We start from the raw sequence: 24,877 nt of genomic DNA, 5'->3' as shown, positions 1-24,877 counted from the left end.
CTTTTTATAATTTCTTTTTCAATTCGGCGACTGCCATCATGACTTCCATCGGAGTCATATTGTAGAGATCCAGATTCTTCAATTCTGTGATCACCGTATTTTCTGCCTCCTCCTCAAAGAGGGACATTTGTTCAGCAACCTGCGAAGGTACTTCCTTTTTAGGAGTTGCATCCACAAGCGGTACTTGCTGGGCTTGTCCTTCGAGCTTGGTCAAAATCGCATCCGCCCGCTTCAGCAATTCTTCTGGCAAACCAGCGATCTTGGCCACGTGAATCCCATAGGACTTATCTGCTGGGCCAGGTTCAATCTTGTGCAAGAAGGTAACCTGACCATCTCGCTCCAAGGTCGCAACATGGACATTTTCCAAACGGGACAAGGTCTCTGAGAGAGCCGTCAACTCATGGTAATGGGTCGCAAACAAGGTTTTGGCTCCGGTCCGATCATGGATATATTCGATGATGGACTGGGCGAGGGCCATCCCATCATAGGTCGCCGTTCCCCGTCCCAACTCATCAAATAAAATCAAGGACTGGGGCGTCGCCTTGCGAATGGCGTGATTGGCTTCCATCATTTCCACCATGAAGGTAGACTGCCCCGATACCAGGTCATCAGCAGCTCCGATTCGAGTATAAATCGCATCAAAAATTGGCAACTCGGCCTTTTGCGCTGGAACATAGGAGCCAATCTGGGCAAGAATCACAATGATCGCCAATTGGCGCATATAGGTAGACTTCCCGCTCATATTTGGCCCAGTAATCAGCTGAATATCCCGTTCTTCATCCATAAAGATGCTATTAGGAATATAGGACTGGGCTCCCACCACTTTCTCAACAACCGGATGGCGGCCTTTGTCGATCGCGATTCGTCGTTCTTCATGAAAAAGGGGACGATTCAACTGTTGCGACTCAGCGACACTGGCTAGACTTTGTAAAACATCAACCGTCGCAATCGCCTGAGCTAACTGTTGCAGACGTTGGATATACTTGCCAACTTCTTCACGAATCCGCATAAAAATCGTATATTCCAGATTAGCAGACTTCTCACGCGCCTCTAGCATATCTCCTTCGATACGTGCCAATTCCTCCGTACCAAAGCGTTCTGAATTTTTCAAGGTCGCCTTGCGGAAAAAGTGAGCAGGAACGTGACTCAATTGAGAATTGGTGACATGGAAATAGTAGCCATCCTTCTTGTTGTAATCAATCTTTAGACCTGTAATGCCACTGGCTTCGCGCTCCTTGGCTTCAATCTCAGCAATCCAACCAGTACCATCTCGAAGAACGACACGGTACTGGTCCAATTGCTCGTCAAACCCAGTTCGGATGATATTTCCCTCCGTAATAACAGCAGACGCTTCCGGAGCAATAGCTGAGGTAATCAAGCGGTGCAACTCAGGAAGTTCATCCAAGCGTGCAATCAAGACATCTAAGACCGGATCACCAATTCCCAGTAGAATCGACTTGATCGTCGGCACATGCCCCAGAGTATCTCCTAGCTGCAAGAGATCCTTAGGATTGATCTTACCAAAGGAAACCCGACTCGCTAAGCGTTCAATGTCATAGACCCCTTTGAGGCTGTCGGTCAAATCGCTCCGTTCAAAGAAATGATCCATAAAGACCTGAATGATGTCCTGGCGCTCTCGAATCCGTTTCAAATCGACTAAGGGTTTCTGAATCCAGGACCGCAACAAACGACCGCCCATGGCCGTCTTGGTTTCATCCAAATACCAATACAAGCTACCATGTTTCTTCCCAGTCCGTGCATTCTCTGTCAAATCCAGACTAGCCTTGGTCGCAAAGTCCATCTGCAAGAAATCGCAAATCTCATAATGATGGGCTTTTTTGAGGTGACTCAATTCCCGCATTTGTGTCTGGTGGACATACTGGAGAAGTTTTCCAGCCGTTTTCTTTTCGAGCTCACTCAACTGATCCCCTAAGAGTTGAACATCGTCAAGCGCCGTCTCTACATGTGACAGCAAAAGATTCATCTGGCTAATAAACACACGCTCTTCCTGTTCTGGCAACTCATAACCCAGGACCACCTCACGCGCACGTAAATTGCGGATTTCTCCACAAACCATAGTGAAGTCATTGAGGGTCGTCACCTGAAACTCCCCTGTTACCAGATCCATATAGGCTAGCCCATACTCATTCCCTGAACGATCCAAGGCAACCAGGAAGTTATTCTCACTATCTGGCTTGGTCGAATCCACCACTGTACCCGGCGTAATCACCTGTACGACTTCACGCTTAACGACCCCCTTGGCTTCTTTGGGGTCTTCCATTTGTTCTGCAATCGCGACCTTATACCCCTGTTCAATAAGAACATCAATATACTGCTGGGCCGAGTGGTAGGGAACACCCGCCATAGGAATTGGATTCTCTGCATTTTTATTCCGTGAGGTTAAGGAAATCTCTAAAATTTGAGCTGCATTCACTGCATCTTCATAAAATAATTCGTAAAAATCTCCCATTCGAAACAGCAAAAAGGCATCCGGATAGTCTTTTTTGATATCTAGATACTGCTGCATTCCAGGGGATATTTTCTCTACTGCCATACTTCTTTATTCCTTACTCTTGCATCATTTTCTGACGCAAGCTCCATAGATGAAAACAGGAGTAGATAGCTCACTATCTTCCTCCTTTTGACATCTCTCTTTCTCTCCAACGGGGCTTGATTACTGCATCATCCCTAAAATTTCATTTTGAATTTCAATGGCTGCCTCTTGGTCACGGCAGACAATCAAGAGGGTATTGGCCCCTGCTACTGTTCCCAAAATACGCTCATCTGACATTTCATCTACACCATTGGCCAAGAGAGCTGCTTCTCCTAGCTCTGTCCGCAAGACCAAGGTGAATTCTGCTCGTGAGACAGACTTGGCGTGACTGGACAACATAATATAAATCTCTGCCACCTCAGGCTCATTTGGCAAAATATAATACAACTGGTCTTTTCGTTTCACCTTGACTAGACCCAGATCTCGCAAATCTCGTGACAGAGTTGTTTGCGTTACAGCAATGCCTTTTGCTTCTAATCGATCCTGAATCTCTTTTTGAGTCGATAATTTTTCATTTCGAATCATTTGTTGAATCAAAAGGTGACGTTCTGTCTTTTTCATTGGACCTCCACTTTTGAATAAATATACTTTAAATTATACCAAAAAAATTGAAAATTCGCTCAGAATTGTGTTAAAATAATAGTTAAAAGGACTAAGGAGCTAATATGAACAATAAAGAACTCATTGCTAGTGAATTGGCCAAAGTGATTGACTCTCTTGACCAAGATGCTATTTTAAACTTGCTTGAACAACCAAAATCATCTGATCTTGGCGACATTGCTTTTCCAGCCTTCTCACTTGCAAAAGTGGAACGCAAGGCTCCTCAAGCAATTGCTGCAGATATTGCTGAAAAGATCGACCAAAGCGCCTTCGAAAAAGTCGTTGCAACTGGACCTTACGTGAACTTCTTCTTAGACAAATCTAAGATCTCTGATCAGGTAATCAAATCCGTCATCGAAGCAGGGGCAGACTACGGTCAACAAGACGAAGGTCATGGCCAAAACATTACCATCGACCTTTCAAGTCCAAATATCGCAAAACCATTCTCAGTTGGTCACTTGCGCTCAACCGTTATCGGGGATGCTCTTTCAAACATCTTCCGCAAAATGGGCTACAACACCATTAAAATCAACCACTTGGGGGACTGGGGTAAACAGTTCGGTCTCTTGATGGTAGCCTACAAAAAATGGGGTAGCAAGGAAGCTGTCGAAGCCAACCCAATCGATGAATTGCTAAAACTTTACGTTCGGATCAACGCTGAAATCGAAAACGATCCTGAGCTTGATGATGAAGGACGTCTCTGGTTCAAGAAACTGGAAGATGGGGATCCAGAAGCGACTGAATTGTGGCAATGGTTCCGTGACGAAAGCTTGGTAGAATTCAACCGTATCTACAAACTCCTCGGTGTTGAATTTGACAGCTTAAACGGAGAAGCTTTCTACAATGACAAGATGGATGAAGCTGTCCAAATCCTTGAAGACAAAGGCTTGTTGAAAGAGTCTAAGGGTGCTAGCATCGTTGAGTTGGATGATGTCAACCTTCCACCAGCTATGATTAAGAAATCAGACGGTGCCACTCTTTACATCACGCGTGATATCGCAACCGCTATCTACCGTGCACGGACTTACAACTTTGTGAAAAACATCTATGCTGTAGGTCAAGAACAATCCAACCACTTCCGTCAGTTGAAAGCTGTTCTGAAGAAAATGGGATTTGACTGGAGCGACGATATGGTTCACGTTGACTTTGGTTTGGTGACAAAAAACCGCCAAAAATTGTCAACTCGTAAAGGAAATATCATCCTTCTCGAACCAACTCTTCAAGAAGCCATCTCTCGTGCCAAAGCGCAGATCGAAGAAAAGAATCCTGAATTGGAAAACAAGGAAGAAGTGGCACATGCAGTCGGTGTTGGTGCGGTTAAATTCTACGACTTGAAGACAGACCGCCGCAATGGGTATGACTTCGACCTCGAAGCCATGGTATCCTTTGAAGGAGAAACTGGACCTTACGTTCAATACGCTTACGCTCGTATCCAATCCATCCTTCGCAAAGCCAACTTCACACCATCTACAGATGCGACATACAGCTTGAGCGATCCTGAAAGCTGGGAAATCATCAAGCTTCTCCAAGACTTCTCTCGTGTTGTCAAACGTGCCGCTGAAAACTATGATCCATCCTTGATCGCAAAATATGCTATCAATTTGGCTCAAGCCTTCAACAAATACTATGCACACACTCGTATCTTGGATGAAAGCCCAGAACGCGAAAGCCGTCTTGCTCTTAGCTACTCAACAGCAGTAGTCTTAAAAGAAGCCCTTCGCTTACTTGGTGTCGATGCACCTGAGAAAATGTAATTTCTTATCTAATGATTGATAAGTAGAACATCTCTTATGGGAGTGAGAGGAGAAACTAAATGCGATTCAATTTAGTTCTTTCTCACTCCTTTTCTCATGTCCAATGCCCTTCATTCTCTACATTTTCAGATCCTTTATATACAGGAGAAATCTATGAATCAAACCGTTTACATCTTAATACTCATCAGTTTAGTGGTTCTCTTTTTATTTAACAAGTACGAAAGAGAAAAACTACAACGGCTCTTACAAGAGCAACTCTTGAAAGATCAAGCTTTCAAAGATAGCATCAAGGAAAAAATCCAAGAAACCGACAATATCAACGATGTCATCCATGCCATCAATAAAGACTATCGATTGGGGCTCCTACTTGCTAAAGAAATCACAGAAAAATTAAAATAAAGCGTAAAAGAGAGAGGGGGACAGAAATCGGTAATTCGTTAGAATTCGATTTCTTTGTCCCGCCTCCGCACAGTTGAGTAGGGCTGTAAAAGCTGATGAAATCAGCGTAGTAGAGCCCACTCAACCACTGCGTCTTGCTCGACAATCCAAAAACAATTAAGAGGCTAGGACTTTTGTCCCAGCCTCTCTTTATTTTAAAGATGATACAAATCTTCTACAATGGCGACTACTTTTTTAATATCTCCCAACATCCCCCGCATTTCAAAATCAGCTAACATAGGGAAACCAAAGCGTTGGCTGTATTGCTTAGCGGTTAAACAATATTGATTGTTAAAATTCCGATTGCCTGATCCAACCACTCCTAAGCACTTGCTGGCGTTGTCTCCATAAGCAATAAAATCCGCAACATCTGTCGTCAAAATTTCCACATCGCCATTGTCAACACCATTTCCACCCTCCAAATAGGTTGGCAAAAAAGTGATAAAAGGATTGGTCATTTCAAAGAAGGGCTGGCCCTCTTTGACCAGGTCTTTCACATGCACTTTCTCGATTTCAAGTCCGGGATGGGCTTCTAGCAAAAAGTCACTTAAACGGCGGACAAAACTCTCTGTGTTCCCACTCAGACTAATATAAACAAAGGATACTTTCATCTTTTTTCTCCAATCAAGAAGCTCTCTTATCCTCTAAGAGAGCTCCATTCACAATCATCTATTAAGCCGTAGCTTGAGCTTTTCTCAGATGCCAGGTTTTATATAAAATAATCCCAAAAAAGAGAAGGTTCAAAGCGGTCAAGAGTAACAAAGCAAGGAATGAAGATGCTAGATATCGTTGACGAAGCGCTGAGTTTGAAAAACTAGCTAATAGTGGACGTCCTGCAAGATAATTATAGCAAGAGAATACTTGGTTTAGCAAAATCTGCCCCAAATAAGTATAATGGGCTGTTAGCAGATCCTCCTTCATAAAGAGGAAATAGAAAGTTGCAAGCAAAGCGATAAGAATCAGGGAAACAAATAAAAAGGCAAGCGGAGACTGATTGGCTTGTACTGATTTGCCATAATATGCTAAGTAGTCCGCCTTATCTTGAGCTGTCGTTAAGCCAAGTTGTTTTGCAAAGTCATCTGTTAGTTCAAAACTCTTTGAAGCTCCAAAGGTTGAGACAGCTGAAGTCAGGGTTCCAACCGTTGAGAAAAATAACAGGATATACAGATAGATAGGTTTCTTTTTCATACAAACTCCTTTTCATTTCTTACACCCTATTATATCGCGATACAGATAGAAAGGCAAGCGCCTCAAAACCGTGGAAGCACTTGCCTGATCACTGATACGTTCAAATGAAATTCATTTGGAAAAGTAATGTGTGCAAAAGATGAAAAAGACATCGCAAATGTATCATTGGAAAGATTAGAGATATAACGGAGTCCTGTAAACTTTCATTCGAACACCACCAGTATATCTCATTTTCTTCTTGTGTCATCCATTTCTATTCTGCTTCATTTGGACACGATTTGGTCTAAAAAAGCCATTTCCCCTCCTTATCCAAAAACTATTCTGTCCTTTTTCACAACTATTTGGTCATCACTCCCATCAAAAAAGCCAGAAGGACTTGCCTTCTGACTTTCTTTATTTAGATGAATGAACGAAAGGGATAAGAATTAATCCTCTTTTTTCTTGCGAGCAAGACTCAATCCAAGTAATCCAGCCATCGCACCTGCAAGAACAGCTGCAGCTGAGCTTTCTGTACCTGTATTTGGAAGTGCAGGTTGTACAGGCTGTTCCGGAACTTCAGGAGTTGGTTCTTTTGGAACCTCTGGAGTCGGTGGAACGATTGGTGTTGGTGGGTTGTATGGTGTTGGTGGGGTTGGAGGGACTGGTGTCGGTGGAGTTGGAATGTCTGTTTCCGTTACCACTTTATTCTTATGCCATTTCACTTCAGCTTCCGGTTTCACCGGATTCGTATTTGGAACGACTTCAGGAGTCGGTGGGGTTGGCTCTGTTGGTGGAGTTGGAGCTTTTGGTTCCTTCACATCAACCGTAATCACAGTGTACTTAGGTGCTGTTGGCGGAGTTGGTGATTTAGGTTCTTCTGGTTTACTTGGCTCTGCAGGCACTTCCACAACTGTTGGGGTTGGTGGAGTTGGAGCCTTTGGTTCGGTTGGTTTTGTTGGCTCTTTCGGTTCTTCTCCTGGCTCTTTAGGAAGACTTACATTTGAGTTGATGGCAAACCAGTAAACCGTTGGTTGACCAGCCGCATTGGCACCATTAGCCGTAAAGACTAAGTGTCCATCTGACATCTTCAAGCCTGCTCCACCATAATAGAGGTATGGAGAAGATGGATTATCCCAACCTTCAAGAGTTGTTGAAGATTCACCGTTAAAGACAGATCCATGTTCAATATATTGGTTATCTTTAAAGGAAGTTACTTCTTTAGTAGCAGCATCATAAGAAACACTTGAGTTTGGAATTGGAATAAATTTATTATTTCCAACATTTACAGACTCTTGGTGTTCCACATTTTCAAATTTCTTCTTAGGTGTGAACGTAATTTGACCTGTAGTTGCATCTACTTTGTATGATCCGATAACATCATCCTTACCTTCAAAGGTAAATTCTTCTGTACCAATAGAATGAACACTTCCTGAACCCGAAGCATTTGCAGTTAACGCATCCGTTACTTCTTCCTTCTCAGGTGTCGTACCAGGAACCCATTTACCTGTGTCATCTTTAACATAACCATATTTCTGAGTCACAATTTTGAGAGGGTTGTCTGCTGAAATGGAAACAGTTGCAGTACCAAAGTCTGCTTTTCCTGTTTTAACCTTCACTTCATTGTTTTCAATGCTCATGGATGAACCATCTGCATATGGATCCCAAGTTCCACGAACAGTGTTGCCATCTTTATCTTTGGCTTCTACTGTAAGGGCACGAGGTTTATCTCCACTATCTACATAGGATGCACCTGTCCAGTGGTTGAGGGAGTTCAAAGCGACAATCGCATTGTGCTGTGTCAAATCAAACTTATTGCCATCACCATCATAGAATTCAACATCAACAGCAACTTTAACAGGTTTGTCTTTATCTGTTGAAGCACCCACTGTCATGGTTACCGTTGGATCTGCGTTGACTGCTGCAATTCCTTTGCCATCATTTGATGGAAGACTTAAAATCTCATAACGGTAAATCACACGTTTGATTGGATGCATATCCGTATTTTCACGCATGCTAGACTGATTCAAGTTATCATAAGTAACGACAAATTTATCGCCTTCCTTCACTTGAATGTACTCAGTTTCATTATTGGCCCAAGGACTAGTCGCTACAATATCTGAAGCTTCCAATTTATTGGAATCATATTGATGGACATTGCTTGTATTTAAACGAGCTTGAGCATCACGAGTAAGATAAGTGCTGATGCCGTCAATGGTGTGAGTTGCACCACCTTCACGTTGGAAGGTCAAATCTTGAACAGTTGAAACATTTTTAAGGTCAGCATACGCATTGTCTGTCATATATTTGTCGTATGCTTGTTTCGCGTCCGTATATTGTTTTTTGGCAATTTCGTATTCAGCTAATTTCTTTTGATAAGCAATATAATCATTTTCGTACTGTGCTTTTTCAACATTGTACTTTTTAAGATCAGCTTCGTATTGAGCCTTGGCAGCATCTTCTTCTGCTTTCTTCGCTACCAATTGATCATAAGCTTCTTTATCTTTATCGTATTGCGCTTTCTTAGTTTGGTATTCTTGTAAATCTTTATCGTATTGCGCTTTAGCTGTATTGTAAACAGCCATTTCTGCTTCATACTTAGCTTTTGCTTCTGCATTGGCCTTATCTGCTGCTGCTTTTTCTGCTAATTTGGCGTCATAAGCTGCCTTTTGCTGATTGTATGCTGCTAAGGCTGCTTTATAAGCTGCTTGTTGGGTATTGTAGTCCTCTACTTGTTTCTTGTAAGCCGCTTCTGCTTCTGCATTTCTCTTTTCAACCAATGTGATTTCTTGAGATTTTGCTTCATACTCAGCTTTGGCCTTTTTGTAGTTTTCAACGACTGTGTTGATTTCAGCTGTTTGAGCTTTATTATCTGCTTCTGCTGCTGCGATAGATGGTTGGACTTTTTCAGCTTCTTCTGTAACGGTCACACCTTCTGTAGCTGCATCAGCTTTTGCTTTTTCAAGTTCTGGTGATTCTACATAAGTAGTCGTAACTGTTTTATTTCCTTCTGTCACAGTTGTAGATGTCAACTTAGAACTTGTTGCAACAGCTGCATCGCTTGTTGCTGTATCCGTAGTAGTCGCTTCAGTTGCAGGCGCTGTTGCCTCATCTGCTTTCACTTCTGCTCCGTAGGTATTAACAGTAGCCAATCCAGCGATGGCTAATGAAACAACACCGACTGATAACTTACGAATTGAAAATTTTTCCTGCTTCGAAACATGTTCACGATAGCTTTTCATTTTCAAAACTCTCCTTTTTATGTTTAAAAAAATCTCACTGTAGAGGCAAAAATATGCTACTTTCAGTTGACTCTATTGTACCACAATCAACCATTATAAAATATGTGTTGATTTAATTTTTTATTTTATTTTACTTTAAATATATAACAACTTGAAACGCCAAACTTTCAAGTTCTTCTTCATCTTTTGGTTGAAAATATATGTAAACAGGCTTGAAAAAACCTTTATTTTCAAAGGTTTTTAAGCCGCTTCCTCTTTTTATAAATTTCACCAGAAGGCTTTTTAAGGGGAAGTATTTTTTTATACCAATAGATTAGATTTGACCTACAAAATAAAAAATTATGTAACATTCTCCCTTTTTAGGTCCGTAAAATTCAAAAAAACAATAAATTTTAAGGAATCAGCCATTGCTTGAAACCCCTTACCTAGACCTTAGTTAGAGCTATTTTTTGGGGGCGGTTATTCCCTTTTATTTCGAAAAACGAGCACATCGTTTTTTCTTTTTCGATGTCTCCTTCACTTTATTTCAGAAAGCAACATGAAAATCAAGGGCAAATTGAAAGAAAATCTCCTCCCACACTCATGCACCATCTGTAGCTACGCTCCTCCCAATCTCTAGTCCTTTCCAATTTCCTCCCCCAATTCTATAAAAAAGACCAGGGCTCTAAGAACCATGGTCTAATATCAGCTGATTAGTTTAAGTGCCAGATGTCTTCGTTGTACTGAGCGATCGTACGGTCAGACGAGAAGAATCCTGCTTTCGCAATGTTAACGATGACTTGATCCAACCATGCATCACGGTCTTCGTAGTCAGCCAACATGCGTTCTTTGGTTACAATGTAGTCTTCCAAATCAAGAAGAGTCATGAACCAGTCTTTGTTGATCAATTCATTGTGAAGGCGAGTCAAGCGTTCTTTGTTCCCAACTGCAAGAACGGCATCGCTGACGATGAAGTCTACCAATGGTTTGATGGCTTCACGTTCATAGAAGTCTGCTGATTTGTATGCTGATTTGGCATAAAGATCGATAACTGTTTCTGAATCTTCACCGAAGATGTAAATGTTGTCACGTCCAACCAATTCAGCGATTTCCACGTTGGCTCCATCCATCGTACCAAGTGTCAATGCACCATTCAACATGAATTTCATGTTACCAGTACCTGAAGCTTCTTTCGAAGCAAGAGAGATTTGCTCAGAAATATCGCTAGCTGGGATCAAGTAGCTTGCAGCAGTTACGTTGTAGTTTTCTACCATAACAACTTGCAAGTGTGGAGCTACTGCTGGATCGTTTGCAATCACTTCAGACAAGCAAAGGATCAAGTGGATAATATCTTGTGCAATAGTGTAGGCAGGAGCTGCTTTACCACCAAAGAGAACAGTGATTGGGCGAGCAGGGATATTTCCGGCTTTGATGTCCAAGTATTTGTGGATCACGTACAAAGCGTTCATTTGTTGACGTTTGTATTCGTGAAGACGTTTGATTTGGGTGTCAAAGATAGAATTTGGATTGATTTCCACACCTTGATGGTCTTTCAAGAAACGAGCCAATTTCCGTTTGTTGTGAGACTTGATGTTTTCCAATTTTGCTTTGACGGCATCTTTATCTTCATAAGAAAGAAGGTCTTCCAATTTAGATGCGTCATGGTGCCAGTCACGTCCGAGGATATCATCCAAGTAGTGTGACAAGGTTGGGTTGGCATGCATGAGCCAACGACGGAAGGTAATCCCGTTTGTTTTGTTGTTGAATTTTTCAGGGTAAATATCGTAGAAGGCCTTCAACTCCGAATTCTTCAAGATTTCTGTATGGAGAGCTGCAACCCCGTTTACACTGTATCCATAGTGGATATCCATGTGTGCCATGTGTACGCGATCATTTTCATCGATGATTTGAACAGCTGGATCTTTGTATTCAGCGCGAACACGGCGGTCCAATTCTTCAATGATTGGAACCAAGTGAGGAACCACTTCTTGCAAGAATTCAAGTGGCCATTTTTCAAGGGCTTCTGCAAGGATTGTGTGGTTGGTGTAAGCTGTCATGCTACGTACGATAGAGATAGCTTCATCCATTCCAATACCACGTTCTGTCAAAAGACGGATCAATTCAGGGATGACCATTGATGGGTGAGTATCGTTGATTTGGACAACAGCATAGTCAGCAAGGTCATGCAAGTTGCTTCCTTTTTCGATGGCTTCGTCGATGATCAATTGTGCACCGTTTGATACCATGAAGTATTGTTGGAAGATACGGAGCAATTCCCCTTGACGGTTACTATCATCTGGGTACAAGAAGAGGGTCAAGTTGCGAGCGATATCTGTCTTGTCAAAGTTAATACCATCTTCAATAATAGATGAATCAACTGAATCCAAGTCGAACAAACGCAAACGGTTCTTGGTATCGATCTTGTAACCAGGTACGTCGATATCATAAAGGGTAGAAGTCAATGTGAAGTGTGCAAATGGCACTTGGTAGCTACGGCTTGAACGAACGAGCCAGCTTTGGTCAGTCAACCATGCGTTTGGAATCGTTTCTTGTTGGTTGTTTTTAAGGACTTGTTGGAACAAACCAAAGTGGTAGTTCAAACCAACCCCATCCCCTGTCAAACCAAGGCTTGAGATAGAGTCGATAAAGCAGGCTGCCAAACGTCCCAAACCACCGTTACCAAGTGATGGTTCCAATTCCACTTCTTCTACTTCGATCAAGTCTTTACCAGCATCTGACAATTCTTGTTTGACATCGTCGTAAAGACCCAAGTTGATCAAGTTGTTAGACAAGAGTTTACCGATCAAGAACTCAGCTGAGATATAGTAAACTTTTTTCTTACCAGTATTTAATTTCTTTTGAGCGCTTGCTTGCTTGGTGTAATTAAGCAAAGCAATGTACAATTCTTCATTTGAACATTCTGCAATTGTTTTTTGGTGATGATCAATCACATATTTTTGTAATGATTCCATGTTTTAAAGTCTCCTTTGTTTCAACAATTTTAATAGGGAAAGATTATTTTTCTGCTTTCTTAACATCTTTTTTCAAGTCTTTATTTTCACGACGATAGATCGTAGTGAAATCAAACAATTCTTGCTCAACAGCTGGAGTCAATTGATCCGCTGTCATTCGCCATGACCAGTTACCACCAAGAGTTGATGGGAAGTTCATCCGAGCTGAGCCATCTAACTCAAGCAAGTCTTGCATCGTAGCAATCGCCATGAAGCTGACGGAAGCAAAGACGGTGCGAAGCATAGCATGCGGTACAGATTCGTACTCTTTCCGGTTGGTATAACGAGCCAGGTACTCACGAGTTGGATCGTCGATTTCATTGCGGTACCATCCAAGAACTGTGTTGTTATCATGTGTTCCAGTGTACATCACAGAGTTGTTTGGTGCCAAGTGAGGGCTATCGATACTTTCGTCGTCAGGATTGAAGGCAAATTGAAGAATCTTCATTCCTGGGAAGCCAGTACGTTCGCGAAGCTCAATGACTTCATTCGTCATAAAGCCGAGGTCCTCAGCGATGATGTTCAAATCACCGAGTTCTTCCTTCACGGCTGCAAAGAGTTTGTAGCCAGGACCTTTGACCCATTTACCAGGTGCGGCAGTTTCGGAACCAGCTGGGATTTCCCAGTATGATTCAAAACCTCGGAAGTGGTCGATCCGAACAATGTCGTAGATCTTGAAGCTTTCACGCAAGCGTTCAATCCACCATTGGTAGCCGTCTTTGTCCATTGCTTCCCAGTCATAGATTGGATTCCCCCAAAGTTGACCAGTTGCTGAGAACTCATCTGGCGGGCATCCTGCAATGCAAGTTGCCTTCCCGTTTTCATCTGTTTTGAAGAGATGAGGATTAGCCCACATGTCGCTTGAATCTTCCGCTACATAAATTGGCATATCTCCCACAATTTCAATGTGGTGGTCGTTGGCATAAGCTTTCAAGGCCAACCATTGTTGGAAGAAGAAGAATTGAGTCACACGATGGTAAGTCAATTTATCTGTCAATTCTTCACGGTATTTAGCCAAAGCTTTTGGCTCACGTGCACGAATAGCTGCATCTGGCCATTCTGTCCAAGCTTTCAAATCAAAGTGTTCTTTAATAGCCATGTATTCTGCGAAGAGCTCCAACCAAGAAGCATTGGCTTCACAAAATTCTTGGAATTCTTTTTGATCACTTGATTTTAAGAAATTCGCAACTGCTTTTTCAAGCAAAGGACGACGTTGTTCGAAAACCTTTGCATAATCCACTTGAGCAGGATCTTGACCAAAGTCCACTCCTTCAAGGTCTGCTTCTGTCAACAAACCTTGCTCGATCAAAAGATCGAAATCAATAAAATGAGTGTTCCCAGCAAAAGCTGAGAAAGATTGGTATGGAGAATCTCCATAACTAGTTGTACCAAGCGGCAAGATTTGCCAGTAACGTTGCTTGGTCCGAACGAGGAAATCAACAAAATCATATGCTGATTGTCCAAATGATCCGATTCCGTATTGTCCAGGAAGGGAAGAAATGTGCATCAAAACACCACTTTGACGTTTTTTCATGGGTTACCACCTCTTTTTATTTCTTTGAAGCCTGCGATTCGGTGCACGGTATGGGTATCGTTGCAGAGTCATATCCAGCTCTCAAGCGGCTCTACTCTTTGTTAAAATCGAACAGGCGCAACTCAGTTTACGCAATTTTTGCGAAAACGTTTGCGTACCATGTCATTATAAACTTTTTCCATATTTTCTGCAAGGGGTTTCTTAAAAACTTTTTATCTTTTTTTTTAAAAGCCCCGTATTTCTAGTTTAGTATTTATTATTAGCAATGTCAATGAATTAGCGGTTTTTATAGAAGAAAGTTCGGAATTAAAATATTTTTAAAAAAATTGTTTAAAACTACTTGCAAACGTTTTCGCCTTGTGATATACTTAAGACGTTTTAGGAAAACGTTTGTCTAAAACGGTTTCTAATTATTATCTTTTTTTATTCTTTAGGAGGAATAAATCATGAAACGTACAATTTTACGTAGTGCTGCTGTACTTGGTACAGTTGGTTTTGCCGGCTTCTTACTTGCTGCTTGTAGCAATAGCTCTTCAGGTTCTTCTGAAGCAAGTAAAGAAATCAACGTCTATGTAGACAAAGGCTACAAATCTTATATTGAAGAAGCTGCAAAAGCTTTTGAAAAAGAAAATGGCGTAAAAGTTAAAATCAAAACTGGTGATGCCCTTGGTGGATTGGATAACCTTTCTCTTGATAACCAATCTAAAAAAGCTCCAGACGTAATGATGGCTCCATACGACCGTGTAGGTGGTCTTGGTAGCGATGGTCAATTGGCTGAAGTGACATTAAACAAAGATAGCCATACAGATAAAACAACTGAAGCTCTTGTAACAAACGGTGGTAAAGTTTACGGTGCACCTGCTGTCATCGAAACATTGGTTCTCTACTATAACAAAGATCTTGTAAGCGAAGCTCCAAAAACATTTGGTGATCTTGAAAATCTTGCAAAAGATAGCAAGTACGACTTCGCTAGCGAACCTGGTAAAACAACTGCCTTCTTAGCTGACTGGACAAACTTCTACTACACTTACGGTTTACTTTCAGGTAACGGCGGTTATGTGTTTGGTAAAGACGGTACAGATCCTAAAGATATTGGATTGAACAACCAAGGTTCTATCGATGGTATCGAATATGCAAAAACTTGGTATGCTAAATGGCCAAAAGGTTTGCAAGATACAAAAGCTGCTGCTAACTTCATCCAAACACAATTCCAAGAAGGTAAAACAGCTGCTATCATCGATGGTCCTTGGAAAGCTGCTTCATTGAAAGAAGCTAAAGTAAACTACGGTGTCGCAACGATTCCAACTCTTCCAAACGGAAAACAATACTCTGCCTTTGGTGGTGGTAAAGCTTGGGTTATCCCTGCAGGTGCGAAAAACCTTGATGGCGCTCAAAAATTCATTGACTTCTTGACAAGTACTGACCAACAAAAAGCTTTGTTTGACAAGACCAATGAAGTTCCTGCCAACACAGAAGCTCGTAAATATGCGGTTAGCAAAAACGATGAATTGACAACTGCCGTTGTTGATCAATTCAAGAATGCTCAACCAATGCCAAATATCTCAGAAATGAGTGCTGTTTGGGATCCAGCTGCTACTATGCTTTTCGATGCTGTAAGTGGTAAAAAATCTGCAAAAGCATCTGCTGACGATGCAGTGAAATTGATTAAAGAAACCATCGAACAAAAATTCGGTAGCAAATAAGACAGTTTTTAGGTGTGAGTAAGAGGTTGGAGACAAAGTCCCAACCTCTTATGTTCAATTTTCAAGCACAACTTACTGTCTGACTTGTCTTCTTGCTCTCTAGCAAGGACATTATAAGGAGATTTGAATGACTACAGAACAAAACCCTAAAAAGGCTATATGGCTCTCTTTGATCCCGGGTCTTGGGCAAATTTATAACAAACAAAAAACCAAAGGCTATATTTTTCTTGCCGTAACCATTCTCTTTCTCGCCTATTTCCTAGGAATTGGAGCTGGAGAATTAGCGAAATTGGTTACACTTGGAACCGTCCGTGGACAAGATAATTCTCTCTTTATCTTGATTCGTGGCGCCTTCCACTTGATCATCACTGTTGTTTACTTCCTATTTTATGCCTTAAATATTAAGGATGCTGGAACAGTTGCTAAACGCATCAACAACGGGATTGCCGTTCCAAAAACCTTGAAAGAAATGGTTCAAGCCATCTATGAAAATGGCTTCCCATATTTATTGATTATTCCTTCATACATTGCTATGACATTTGCGATTATCTTCCCAGTTTTAGTAACTTTGATGATCGCCTTTACCAACTACGACTTCAAACATACCGCTCCAACAACCTTGCTTGATTGGATCGGGTTCCAAAACTTCACTAATATGTGGACCTTGAGTACCTTCCGCTCAGCCTTTACATCGGTTCTTGGCTGGACCTTGATTTGGGCCCTCGCAGCTTCTACTCTTCAAATCGTACTCGGTATCTTGACCGCTATTGTTGCAAACCAACCATTCGTAAAAGGAAAACGAATCTTTGGGGTTATCTTCTTGCTTCCTTGGGCTGTTCCAGCCTTCATCACTATCCTAACTTTCTCAAATATGTTTAACGATAGTGTCGGTGCTATCAATGCACAAGTTATCCCATTGTTTGCGAAGATCTTCCCATTCTTAGATGGCGTTTTGATTCCTTGGAAAACAGATCCTACCTGGACAAAAATTGCTTTGATTATGATGCAAGGTTGGCTCGGCTTCCCTTACATCTACGTCTTGACTTTAGGGATTCTTCAATCTATTCCAAACGATCTTTACGAAGCTGCTTATATTGATGGTGCCAACGGTTGGCAAAAATTCCGCAGCATCACTTTCCCAATGATTATGGCTGTTGCAGCTCCAACTTTGATCAGTCAATATACCTTCAACTTTAATAACTTCTCCATCATTTACTTGTTTAACGATGGGGGACCTGGTTCTGTCGGAGGAAACGCCGGATCTACAGATATCTTGATCTCATGGATCTACAAGTTGACAACCAATTCTTCTCCTCAATATTCAATGGCTGCAGCGGTAACCTTGATTATCTCTGTGATTGTGATCTCAATCTCTATGGTTGCCTTCAAGAAACTACATGCATTTGATATGGAGGATGTATAAAATGAAAAATTCAGTTCAATTTAAACGCCGCCTCAATCATTTCTTGACTTACCTGTACATGGTGGTTCTTTCAATCGTTATCATTTATCCATTGTTGATTACGGTTCTATCAGCCTTCAAATCAGGGAATGTCAGTGCCTTTACACTTGATTTTAGTGGCAATCTTAGTTTTGATAACTTCTCAAAACTTTTCTCTGAAACCCATTATGGCACTTGGTATATGAACACCTTGGTTATCGCCATTATCACCATGATTGTACAAACAAGTATCGTTACCTTCGCAGGTTACGCATACAGCCGTTACAATTTCTTGGCGCGTAAACAAAGTTTGGTCTTCTTCTTGATTATTCAAATGGTCCCAACCATGGCAGCCCTCACAGCCTTCTTCGTTATGGCTTTGATGCTGAATGCCTTGAACCAACCTTGGTTCTTGATCTTCCTTTATGTTGGTGGTGGTATTCCAATGAATGCCTGGTTGATGAAGGGATACTTTGATACTGTTCCAATTTCCCTCGATGAATCTGCGAAATTGGATGGAGCTGGACACTTCCGTCGCTTCTGGCAAATCGTCCTTCCTCTTGTTCGTCCAATGATTGCCGTTCAAGCACTTTGGGCTTTCATGGGGCCTTTCGGAGACTATATCTTGTCTAAATTCTTGCTTCGTGACGAAGTGAACTATACGGTAGCCGTTGGTCTTCAAACCTTTATCAGTGACCAAAAAAATCAAAAAATCGCCTTCTTTGCAGCCGGTGCTATTTTGATCGCGGTTCCAATCTGTATCTTATTCTTCTTCCTACAAAAGAACTTTGTTTCAGGCTTGACAGCTGGTGGAGATAAAGGATAAAATAGAATCTTATTTCAAGCACATTTTATTTTTAAGTTGAGGGTAGTATGGTGGATGCTTTACTACCCTTCGTTAAGAATAAAATCAATGCAAAGAGATTTCTCTTTGCATTTCTGATACTCTTATATTTAGAAAGGTCATCTTATGCCCTATCCTTTTAATTATTTCGCAAGTATCTTCAATTTCCGCTCTTCTTTTGCAAACCGCAAAAAACTGAGCTGGTTCCAAATGATTTTTACTTCTTTCTTTCTAATCTCTATCACACTATTACCTGTGGCTCTGCAAAATGCTCAACTCAAAACCTATCCTTTGACAACCTTTGTCAGCGATGTGTTTGATCCTTTATCAACAGACGTTATGAAAGATATCCAAGAACACGTCGTGATCAAAGACCAAGAGCTCACCTATACAGGGACTAACCCTGTACACAAGACTTCAAAAGGACAGGTTATCTTAGGCCAAGAGGCAAAGGCTAGTGAAGGCAAGGAGTTAACACTCCATTTTGATCGCAAACAATTGATTATCTCAAAAGAGAATAAAGAACTCGCTACAGTCTCATACCAGGCTATTAATCAAGAGAGCCTTCGGGATAAAAAAAGCTTCACTCAAGCTATCTCTAGCGATTGGTTTCGCGACAATCGACTCCCTGTCAGTCTCTTTCTCGTGATTTTCTCTGGCTTCTTATCGACAGTCAATTATTTGATTCTCATCGTAGGGGCATCTTTCTTCCTCTACTTGACACGAAAATCTCGACTCTTTTCACTACAAACTTTCAAGGAATGTTTCAATTGTATTCTGAATTGCTTGGGACTCCCTATTTTACTGAGTGTCTTCATCAGTTTACTATTCCATCAAGTATTTACTACGACGATCATGATCCAAAATGTCTTATTTGTACTCTATCTTGCTATGGTATTTTATAAGACCCACTTCCGTGATCCAGACTATCACCGCTAGGAGGTTTTCTCATGCGTGTTACCATCAAAGATGTGGCGAAACTCGCTGGCGTCGCGCCTTCAACTGTCACGCGCGTCATCCAAAACAAATCCACGATTAGTGATGAAACAAAAAAACGTGTCCGTGAGGCCATGGTCGAATTGGACTACCATCCCAATCTTAATGCTCGCAGCCTTGTCAGCCAATCTAGTCAAGTCATTGCTTTGGTCCTACCAATCGACAGTGACGTCTTCTACCAGAATCCTTTCTTCCCAACTGTTTTAAGAGGGATTACCCAGATCGCGTCAGACAATGATTATGCCATCCAAATCTGTACGGGGCAAAATGAAGAACGGCGGCTCGACAACCTCAAACAACTCATCTACGGAAATCGTGTAGATGGTTTGATTTTCCTTTATTCCAACCCGAATGATCCCCTCGTTGAATTTGCGATCAAAGACAAGTTCCCCTTCCTCATTCTCGGAAAGGCAGCTTCACCTTTTGTATCGCTAGTGGATAATGATAATATCAAGGCTGCATTTGATGCGACGGATTATTTCATTCAACAAAACTACCGAAAAATTGCTTTTATCGGGGGAAACAAAGAACTGTTCGTATCTCAAGACCGCTACGAAGGTTATAAAGAAGCCCTTCAAAAAGCAGGGATTCCTCTCGATGAAAAACTGGTTCATTTTTCATTTGGTTTTATGTTAGAAGACAATTCTTATCAAATGATGGAGAGCCTTCCCCTAGCAGAGTTAGATGCCATCATGACAACCGATATTCTCGTTGCTGAAGGGGTGCGCCAATACTTATTAGAACACCAGCTGACAATCCCGATTATTTCCTTTGATTCGATCAAACCACGACTCGATATTGAAGCCTATATTGACATCAATGCGGTGGAACTCGGACGTGAATCAGTTCGGACAATTCTACAAATTATCAAGGATCACAAAGAAGGAAAAACTGTTTGCTACCGTCAATTGATTGACCATACCATTACGAAACTTTAGGAGTCTCTATGTCTACATTTACTGCTTATTTAGATGACCAAGACCTGATTCGTATCCAAAAAGGAGAGGAGCATATCCTTCCTTTTTATTTGGAAACAAACCAAGGTCGTCTTGCCTTAATCCCTGTCAAAACGTCAAGTGGGGTGACTGATACAGGAGACTATTTCTTAAGCCCTATTCCGCTTGAACTCGGAGAAGAGTACATCATCTACGATGCTGCTGGAAATTCTTCTATACTCCACTATCGAAACATTGTTCGCAAACCCATTTTTGATCAAACCTTCACCTATAGTGGAGAAGATCTAGGAAGTTTCTACACACCACGTCAGACGCAATTTAAATTCTGGGCACCGATTTCGCAAGATGTGACCCTCCATATCGAAGATCAGGTCTATCCGATGAATCGTACAGAAAACGGTGTCTGGGAACTCGTGCTCAAAGGGGATTGGGAAGGAGCTGCCTACCACTATGAGTTTCGTGTCAATGGCCTAGAACGTCGGATTCATGATCCCTATGCTCTATCCTCTTTAGCGAACTCTGGAGATAGCTTGGTCATCGACCGGAAGAAGATCACACGTCCTATCACGCGTGCCACTCGTCAATTAGACCCAACAGAAGCAATCATTTACGAGATGAGCGTTCGGGATTTCTCTGTCCAAAAAGAGGCTGGCTTTAAGCATCCTGGTAAGTTTAAAGGCTTGACAGAATCGCCCCAACTAAATGGCCAGATCCTTGGATTTGATTACCTTCAAAAACTGGGCATTACCCATGTACAGTTACTTCCAGTTTACGATTTCGGTAGTGTCGATGAAGAGGATCAATGGAAAGCCTACAACTGGGGCTATGATCCTGTTCAATACAATGTTCCAGAAGGCAGCTATGCGAGTGATCCTAACGAGCCTTATGCACGAATCCTAGAGCTCCAAGACACCATTGACACCTATCACCGGGCCAATCTGAGTGTTATCATGGATGTAGTCTACAATCACGTCTACCAGGCAGATGAGTATGCTTTTGAACAGATCGTTCCTGGTTATTTCTACCGTTATAATGCAGAGGGAGAGCGGACCAATGGAACCTTCTGTGGAAATGACGTAGCAAGTGAACGCTCCATGGTGAGACACTATATCAAGCAATCCCTCAAACAATGGGTTTCCCTCTACGGCTTTGATGGTTTTCGCTTTGATTTGATGGGAATCCTAGACATTCCAACCATGACAGAGATTGCAGAAGAACTCCGTGAAATCTATCCTAACATCTATCTCTATGGGGAAGGGTGGAAGATGGATACAGGCCTCTCTGAAGATCAGCTCGCTCACCAGTATAACGCGAAACGATTACCAGCCTTTGGCTTTTTCAGTGATAACTTCCGGGATACGATCAAGAGAACACTTGTAGCCGGTCACCGTCGTGAGAGTCAACATTCTGCGAATGATTTCGCTAACATTCTAACAGCGAATGTCGGAAAGCTAGGGCCTGCTCATTTCACCCAACCGCAACAAGCCATTCAGTACGTCGAATGCCACGACAATGCAACTGTTTTTGATTATTTCCAACTTGAAAAGGAAGAGATTCGTCTAGAAGATCGAAAAGCTCTCTCACGCCTCGCACTTCATTTGGTACTATTATCTCAAGGAGTACCTTTTATCCATGCTGGTCAAGAATTTTACCGCACAAAAGGGCTCGAAGACAACACCTATAACTTGCCAGATAGTCTCAATCAATTGGACTGGACATCCCTTCCAAAATGCCAAGAAGAAATTGCTTTTCTTGAAGAATTGATTGCTTATCGGAAATCACAGCCACTCCTTCGTTTGAAAAAAGGGCAAGAGATTCGCGACTACTGTGATGTCAAATGGTTGTCTGATCATCATTTGATCTACACGATTGAGAAAGATCGTGAAAAAATAACGATTCTTGTCAATATCGGTGATCAAGAACAGACCTATCAACATCCGAGTGATAGTCAGCTGTTATTTGCCTATCCTCATGCCAACCTCCAAGCGCCTATTCCTAAAGGAAAGGAACTTTCTATTCCTGCCCATAGTTGGCTCCTTCTCCATGAAACAGAAGAATAAAAATAAAGGTCACCACAATGTGGTGACCTTTATTTTTATTCTTCTGTTTCTACAAAGCGTCCAATGATATGAACGTTTTCTGAAATGGTGATAAAAGCCTGAGGATCAGCTTTTTTCATAATATATTTGAATTCATTAAACTCTGCACGCGTAATAACTGTCAGCAGAACTGCTTTTTCCTGATGGTTATAGGTTCCTTCCGCATTGTGGATAATGGTTGCTCCACGATGCAATTTTTTATGAATCTTTTCAATAATGGCATCCGGCTGGCTCGTTACGATCATTGCCTGCATCCGTTTTTGCTTGGTAAAGACAGCATCCGTTACTCGACTCGATACAAAGATGGTAATCATAGAATAAAGAGCATACTTCCAACCAAAAGTCAGACCAGCGATCAACATTATAGTCCCATTGACCAAAAAGGAGATACTGCCGACATTCTTTCCTGTTCGTTTTCGAATCGTCAAACTGACAATATCCGTTCCCCCACTGGAAATGTTGTTCCGAAGGGCAAAACCAATCCCTGTCCCCATGACAACCCCACCAAATAGGGCATTCATGATCGGATCGTTGGTCAACGTAATCACTGGCACGAACTGAATAAAGAGAGAACTCATCGAAACCGTAATAAAGGTAAAGATGGTAAATTTATGGCCAATTTGATACCAAGCCACAATCATCAATGGGATATTGATGGCATAAAAGGTTAAGGAAACGGGAATCGTAAAGCCAATAAAGCGTTGGCTCAGAACAGATAAAATCTGAGCTAGACCTGTTGCACCGCTGGAGTATACATGTCCTGGTTGAAAGAAGAAGTTGACGGCAATCGCTGATAGAAAACCATACAGCAAGGAAGCTGACACTTTTTCATCGTATTTCTCACGGGAGATGCTCTTCAGCACGCGCAATAATTTAATGTTATAAGCTAGTCGCCGCACATGATAGCGAAATAGCATATGAAAGCGAGTTTTTTTCATTTTCAATCCATCGATTAGAAGAAAAGGAAAATCTTAGAGCAACTGATTCCTAGACTTTCTCTTTTCTATCTTGTCCTATTCTTGCTCTGCTACTTCTACTTGAAGATTTAACTCATCCAATTGCTTTTCAGAAACGACAGAAGGAGCTTGTGTCATTGGATCTGTCGCCTTGTTATTCTTAGGAAAGGCAATGACTTCCCGAATATTATCTTCACCTGCAAGAAGCATCACGAAGCGGTCTAATCCAATCGCCAATCCTCCATGTGGTGGGAAACCATAATCCATTGCTTCTAACAAGAAACCAAATTGTTCATTAGCAGCTTCTTTTGTAAATCCAAGCGCCTTGAACATCCGTTCTTGTAAATCTTTATGATTAATCCGTAGGCTTCCTCCACCTAATTCATAGCCATTTAAGACGATATCATAGGCAATTGCTCGAACTTTTGAAAGATCACCTTCCAATTCATGCTCTGTTTCAGCTTGTGGAAGTGTAAATGGATGGTGAGCAGACATATAACGGCCTTCTTCTTCAGACCATTCAAACATTGGCCAATCCACTACCCAAAGGAAGTTGTATTGATTGTTGTCAATCAAGTCAAGCTCTTTCGCAAGACGAACACGCAAAGCACCAAGCGTTGCATTGGCTACTTCAAGAGTATCTGCTACAAAGAGAACTAGATCCTTGTCTTCTAACTGTAAAGCAGCTGTCAAGCCACTTGTCAAGTCTGTCAAGAACTTCGCAACAGGACCGTTCAAAGCACCTTCAGCATATTTCACCCAAGCAAGACCTTTTGCACCGTATTGCTTCGCAACTTCTGTCAATTTATCGATGTCTTTACGAGAGTAATGATCTGCTGCACCTTTGACGACAAGCGCCTTAACTGCCGGAGCTTCTGAGAAGACTTTGAAGTCTACACCCTTGACAAGCTCTGTCAAGTCTTGGAGCAACATTTCAAAACGTGTATCTGGTTTATCTGAACCATACAAGGCCATAGCATCATCATAATTCATACGTGGGAATGGGAGTGTTACTTCAATTCCTTTAGTTTCTTTCATGACACGGGCAATCAAGCCTTCTGTGATATCCTGGATTCCTTGATCACTCAAGAAAGAAGTTTCCAAGTCGACCTGTGTAAACTCAGGTTGACGGTCTCCCCGTAAATCCTCATCACGGAAACACTTCACGATTTGATAATAGCGATCAAATCCAGCATTCATCAACAATTGTTTTGTAATCTGAGGACTTTGTGGAAGGGCATAGAAATGACCCTTATTGACACGGGAAGGAACCAAGTAGTCACGTGCTCCTTCTGGAGTTGACTTAGAAAGAAACGGTGTTTCCACATCAATAAATTCTAATTCATCTAAGTAATTGCGGATCGAATGAGTTACTTTTGCACGGAGTTTGAGATTTTCCAACATCTCAGGACGACGAAGGTCTAAGTAGCGGTAACGAAGACGGGTATCATCATTGGCTTCAATTCCGTCCTTGATTTCAAATGGTGTTGTTTTAGCAGTATTAAGAACCGTAATAGCTTCTACCTTGAGTTCTACTGCTCCAGTTGGCAAGTTCGGATTAGCTTGTTCACGAGCTTCCACAAGACCTGTCACTTCTACAACATAT

17 protein-coding genes are annotated in these 24,877 nt (G+C 41.7%); 8 read left to right on the top strand and 9 right to left on the bottom strand.

Going from position 1 to position 24,877, the window contains the following annotated elements; all coding sequences use genetic code 11:
- Positions 1-4 precede the first annotated feature (4 nt).
- Both mutS and argR read right to left on the bottom strand, forming a co-directional pair.
- Positions 5-2,554 (bottom strand): DNA mismatch repair protein MutS, encoded by a 2,550-nt coding sequence (gene mutS, locus HMPREF2832_RS06080; RefSeq protein WP_070506003.1) that lies wholly within the window; start codon positions 2,552-2,554, stop codon positions 5-7.
- Between the two features lie 120 nt (positions 2,555-2,674).
- Positions 2,675-3,115 (bottom strand): arginine repressor, encoded by a 441-nt coding sequence (argR, locus tag HMPREF2832_RS06075; RefSeq protein ID WP_023919910.1) that lies wholly within the window; start codon positions 3,113-3,115, stop codon positions 2,675-2,677.
- A gap of 104 nt (positions 3,116-3,219) precedes the next feature.
- Here argR and argS point away from each other — a divergent pair, with 104 nt between their 5' ends.
- Complete coding sequence (gene argS / locus HMPREF2832_RS06070) at positions 3,220-4,908, top strand: arginine--tRNA ligase (RefSeq protein WP_021154104.1); 1,689 nt, start codon at positions 3,220-3,222, stop codon at positions 4,906-4,908.
- Positions 4,909-5,061: 153 nt separating this feature from the next.
- Positions 5,062-5,307: a hypothetical protein gene (locus HMPREF2832_RS06065; RefSeq protein WP_023919916.1), complete on the top strand. Its 246-nt coding sequence runs from the start codon at positions 5,062-5,064 to the stop codon at positions 5,305-5,307.
- A 194-nt stretch (positions 5,308-5,501) separates the two neighbouring features.
- Here HMPREF2832_RS06065 and nrdI read toward each other — a convergent pair whose 3' ends face one another.
- The 5 genes from nrdI to malQ all read right to left on the bottom strand — a co-directional run bounded on the left by nrdI (position 5,502) and on the right by malQ (position 14,276).
- A complete protein-coding gene (gene nrdI / locus HMPREF2832_RS06060; protein ID WP_049495685.1) occupies positions 5,502-5,957 on the bottom strand; it encodes a class Ib ribonucleoside-diphosphate reductase assembly flavoprotein NrdI in 456 nt (151 codons plus the stop codon).
- A gap of 61 nt (positions 5,958-6,018) precedes the next feature.
- A complete protein-coding gene (locus tag HMPREF2832_RS06055; protein ID WP_049495688.1) occupies positions 6,019-6,534 on the bottom strand; it encodes an ABC transporter permease in 516 nt (171 codons plus the stop codon).
- Between the two features lie 425 nt (positions 6,535-6,959).
- Positions 6,960-9,752: a GbpC/Spa domain-containing protein gene (locus tag HMPREF2832_RS06050; protein ID WP_049495690.1), complete on the bottom strand. Its 2,793-nt coding sequence runs from the start codon at positions 9,750-9,752 to the stop codon at positions 6,960-6,962.
- 692 nt (positions 9,753-10,444) lie between these two features.
- Positions 10,445-12,703 (bottom strand): glycogen/starch/alpha-glucan family phosphorylase, encoded by a 2,259-nt coding sequence (gene glgP, locus HMPREF2832_RS06045; protein WP_070506001.1) that lies wholly within the window; start codon positions 12,701-12,703, stop codon positions 10,445-10,447.
- A gap of 43 nt (positions 12,704-12,746) precedes the next feature.
- The gene (gene malQ / locus HMPREF2832_RS06040; RefSeq protein ID WP_070505999.1) at positions 12,747-14,276 is read right to left on the bottom strand and encodes a 4-alpha-glucanotransferase; all 1,530 of its coding nucleotides are present in this window, start codon (positions 14,274-14,276) and stop codon (positions 12,747-12,749) included.
- A 446-nt stretch (positions 14,277-14,722) separates the two neighbouring features.
- On the opposite strand from malQ, the gene HMPREF2832_RS06035 reads away from it, so the two are divergent.
- From HMPREF2832_RS06035 to pulA, 6 genes are all read left to right on the top strand, one after another.
- Positions 14,723-15,979 (top strand): extracellular solute-binding protein, encoded by a 1,257-nt coding sequence (locus tag HMPREF2832_RS06035; RefSeq protein WP_070505997.1) that lies wholly within the window; start codon positions 14,723-14,725, stop codon positions 15,977-15,979.
- A 127-nt stretch (positions 15,980-16,106) separates the two neighbouring features.
- Entirely contained in the window at positions 16,107-17,402 is a 1,296-nt protein-coding gene (locus HMPREF2832_RS06030; RefSeq protein WP_070505995.1) for a sugar ABC transporter permease, read from the top strand.
- Between the two features lies 1 nt (position 17,403).
- Complete coding sequence (locus HMPREF2832_RS06025) at positions 17,404-18,246, top strand: sugar ABC transporter permease (protein ID WP_021154117.1); 843 nt, start codon at positions 17,404-17,406, stop codon at positions 18,244-18,246.
- A gap of 144 nt (positions 18,247-18,390) precedes the next feature.
- Entirely contained in the window at positions 18,391-19,203 is an 813-nt protein-coding gene (locus HMPREF2832_RS06020) for a DUF1189 family protein (protein WP_021154118.1), read from the top strand.
- A gap of 11 nt (positions 19,204-19,214) precedes the next feature.
- On the top strand, positions 19,215-20,198 hold the full coding sequence (locus HMPREF2832_RS06015) for a LacI family DNA-binding transcriptional regulator (RefSeq protein ID WP_013904333.1): 984 nt from the start codon (positions 19,215-19,217) through the stop codon (positions 20,196-20,198).
- Between the two features lie 8 nt (positions 20,199-20,206).
- A complete protein-coding gene (gene pulA / locus HMPREF2832_RS06010; protein ID WP_070505994.1) occupies positions 20,207-22,276 on the top strand; it encodes a type I pullulanase in 2,070 nt (689 codons plus the stop codon).
- A 35-nt stretch (positions 22,277-22,311) separates the two neighbouring features.
- Here the strand turns inward: pulA and HMPREF2832_RS06005 are convergent, their stop codons facing one another.
- Both HMPREF2832_RS06005 and aspS read right to left on the bottom strand, forming a co-directional pair.
- Positions 22,312-23,253 carry a YitT family protein gene (locus tag HMPREF2832_RS06005; RefSeq protein ID WP_070505993.1) on the bottom strand — a complete coding sequence of 314 codons (942 nt, stop codon included), beginning with the start codon at positions 23,251-23,253 and terminating at the stop codon, positions 22,312-22,314.
- A gap of 75 nt (positions 23,254-23,328) precedes the next feature.
- Positions 23,329-24,877 (bottom strand): aspartate--tRNA ligase (aspS, locus tag HMPREF2832_RS06000; protein WP_070506054.1); only part of this gene is annotated, 1,549 nt, incomplete at its 5' end.

The sequence above is a fragment of the Streptococcus sp. HMSC073D05 genome (assembly GCF_001812015.1).
GTDB classification, from domain to species: domain Bacteria; phylum Bacillota; class Bacilli; order Lactobacillales; family Streptococcaceae; genus Streptococcus; species Streptococcus parasanguinis_D.
This window is presented reverse-complemented; position numbering and strand designations above follow the sequence as displayed.

Coding starts and splice junctions, on each gene's coding strand:
- HMPREF2832_RS06050 (WP_049495690.1), bottom strand. CDS start 9,752: ATGAAAAGCTATCGTGAACATGTTTCGAAGCAGGAAAAATTTTCAATT.
- HMPREF2832_RS06035 (WP_070505997.1), top strand. CDS start 14,723: ATGAAACGTACAATTTTACGTAGTGCTGCTGTACTTGGTACAGTTGGT.
- malQ (WP_070505999.1), bottom strand. CDS start 14,276: ATGAAAAAACGTCAAAGTGGTGTTTTGATGCACATTTCTTCCCTTCCT.
- argS (WP_021154104.1), top strand. CDS start 3,220: ATGAACAATAAAGAACTCATTGCTAGTGAATTGGCCAAAGTGATTGAC.
- HMPREF2832_RS06015 (WP_013904333.1), top strand. CDS start 19,215: ATGCGTGTTACCATCAAAGATGTGGCGAAACTCGCTGGCGTCGCGCCT.
- glgP (WP_070506001.1), bottom strand. CDS start 12,703: ATGGAATCATTACAAAAATATGTGATTGATCATCACCAAAAAACAATT.
- HMPREF2832_RS06020 (WP_021154118.1), top strand. CDS start 18,391: ATGCCCTATCCTTTTAATTATTTCGCAAGTATCTTCAATTTCCGCTCT.
- HMPREF2832_RS06005 (WP_070505993.1), bottom strand. CDS start 23,253: ATGAAAAAAACTCGCTTTCATATGCTATTTCGCTATCATGTGCGGCGA.
- HMPREF2832_RS06065 (WP_023919916.1), top strand. CDS start 5,062: ATGAATCAAACCGTTTACATCTTAATACTCATCAGTTTAGTGGTTCTC.
- mutS (WP_070506003.1), bottom strand. CDS start 2,554: ATGGCAGTAGAGAAAATATCCCCTGGAATGCAGCAGTATCTAGATATC.
- argR (WP_023919910.1), bottom strand. CDS start 3,115: ATGAAAAAGACAGAACGTCACCTTTTGATTCAACAAATGATTCGAAAT.
- pulA (WP_070505994.1), top strand. CDS start 20,207: ATGTCTACATTTACTGCTTATTTAGATGACCAAGACCTGATTCGTATC.
- HMPREF2832_RS06025 (WP_021154117.1), top strand. CDS start 17,404: ATGAAAAATTCAGTTCAATTTAAACGCCGCCTCAATCATTTCTTGACT.
- HMPREF2832_RS06055 (WP_049495688.1), bottom strand. CDS start 6,534: ATGAAAAAGAAACCTATCTATCTGTATATCCTGTTATTTTTCTCAACG.
- nrdI (WP_049495685.1), bottom strand. CDS start 5,957: ATGAAAGTATCCTTTGTTTATATTAGTCTGAGTGGGAACACAGAGAGT.
- HMPREF2832_RS06030 (WP_070505995.1), top strand. CDS start 16,107: ATGACTACAGAACAAAACCCTAAAAAGGCTATATGGCTCTCTTTGATC.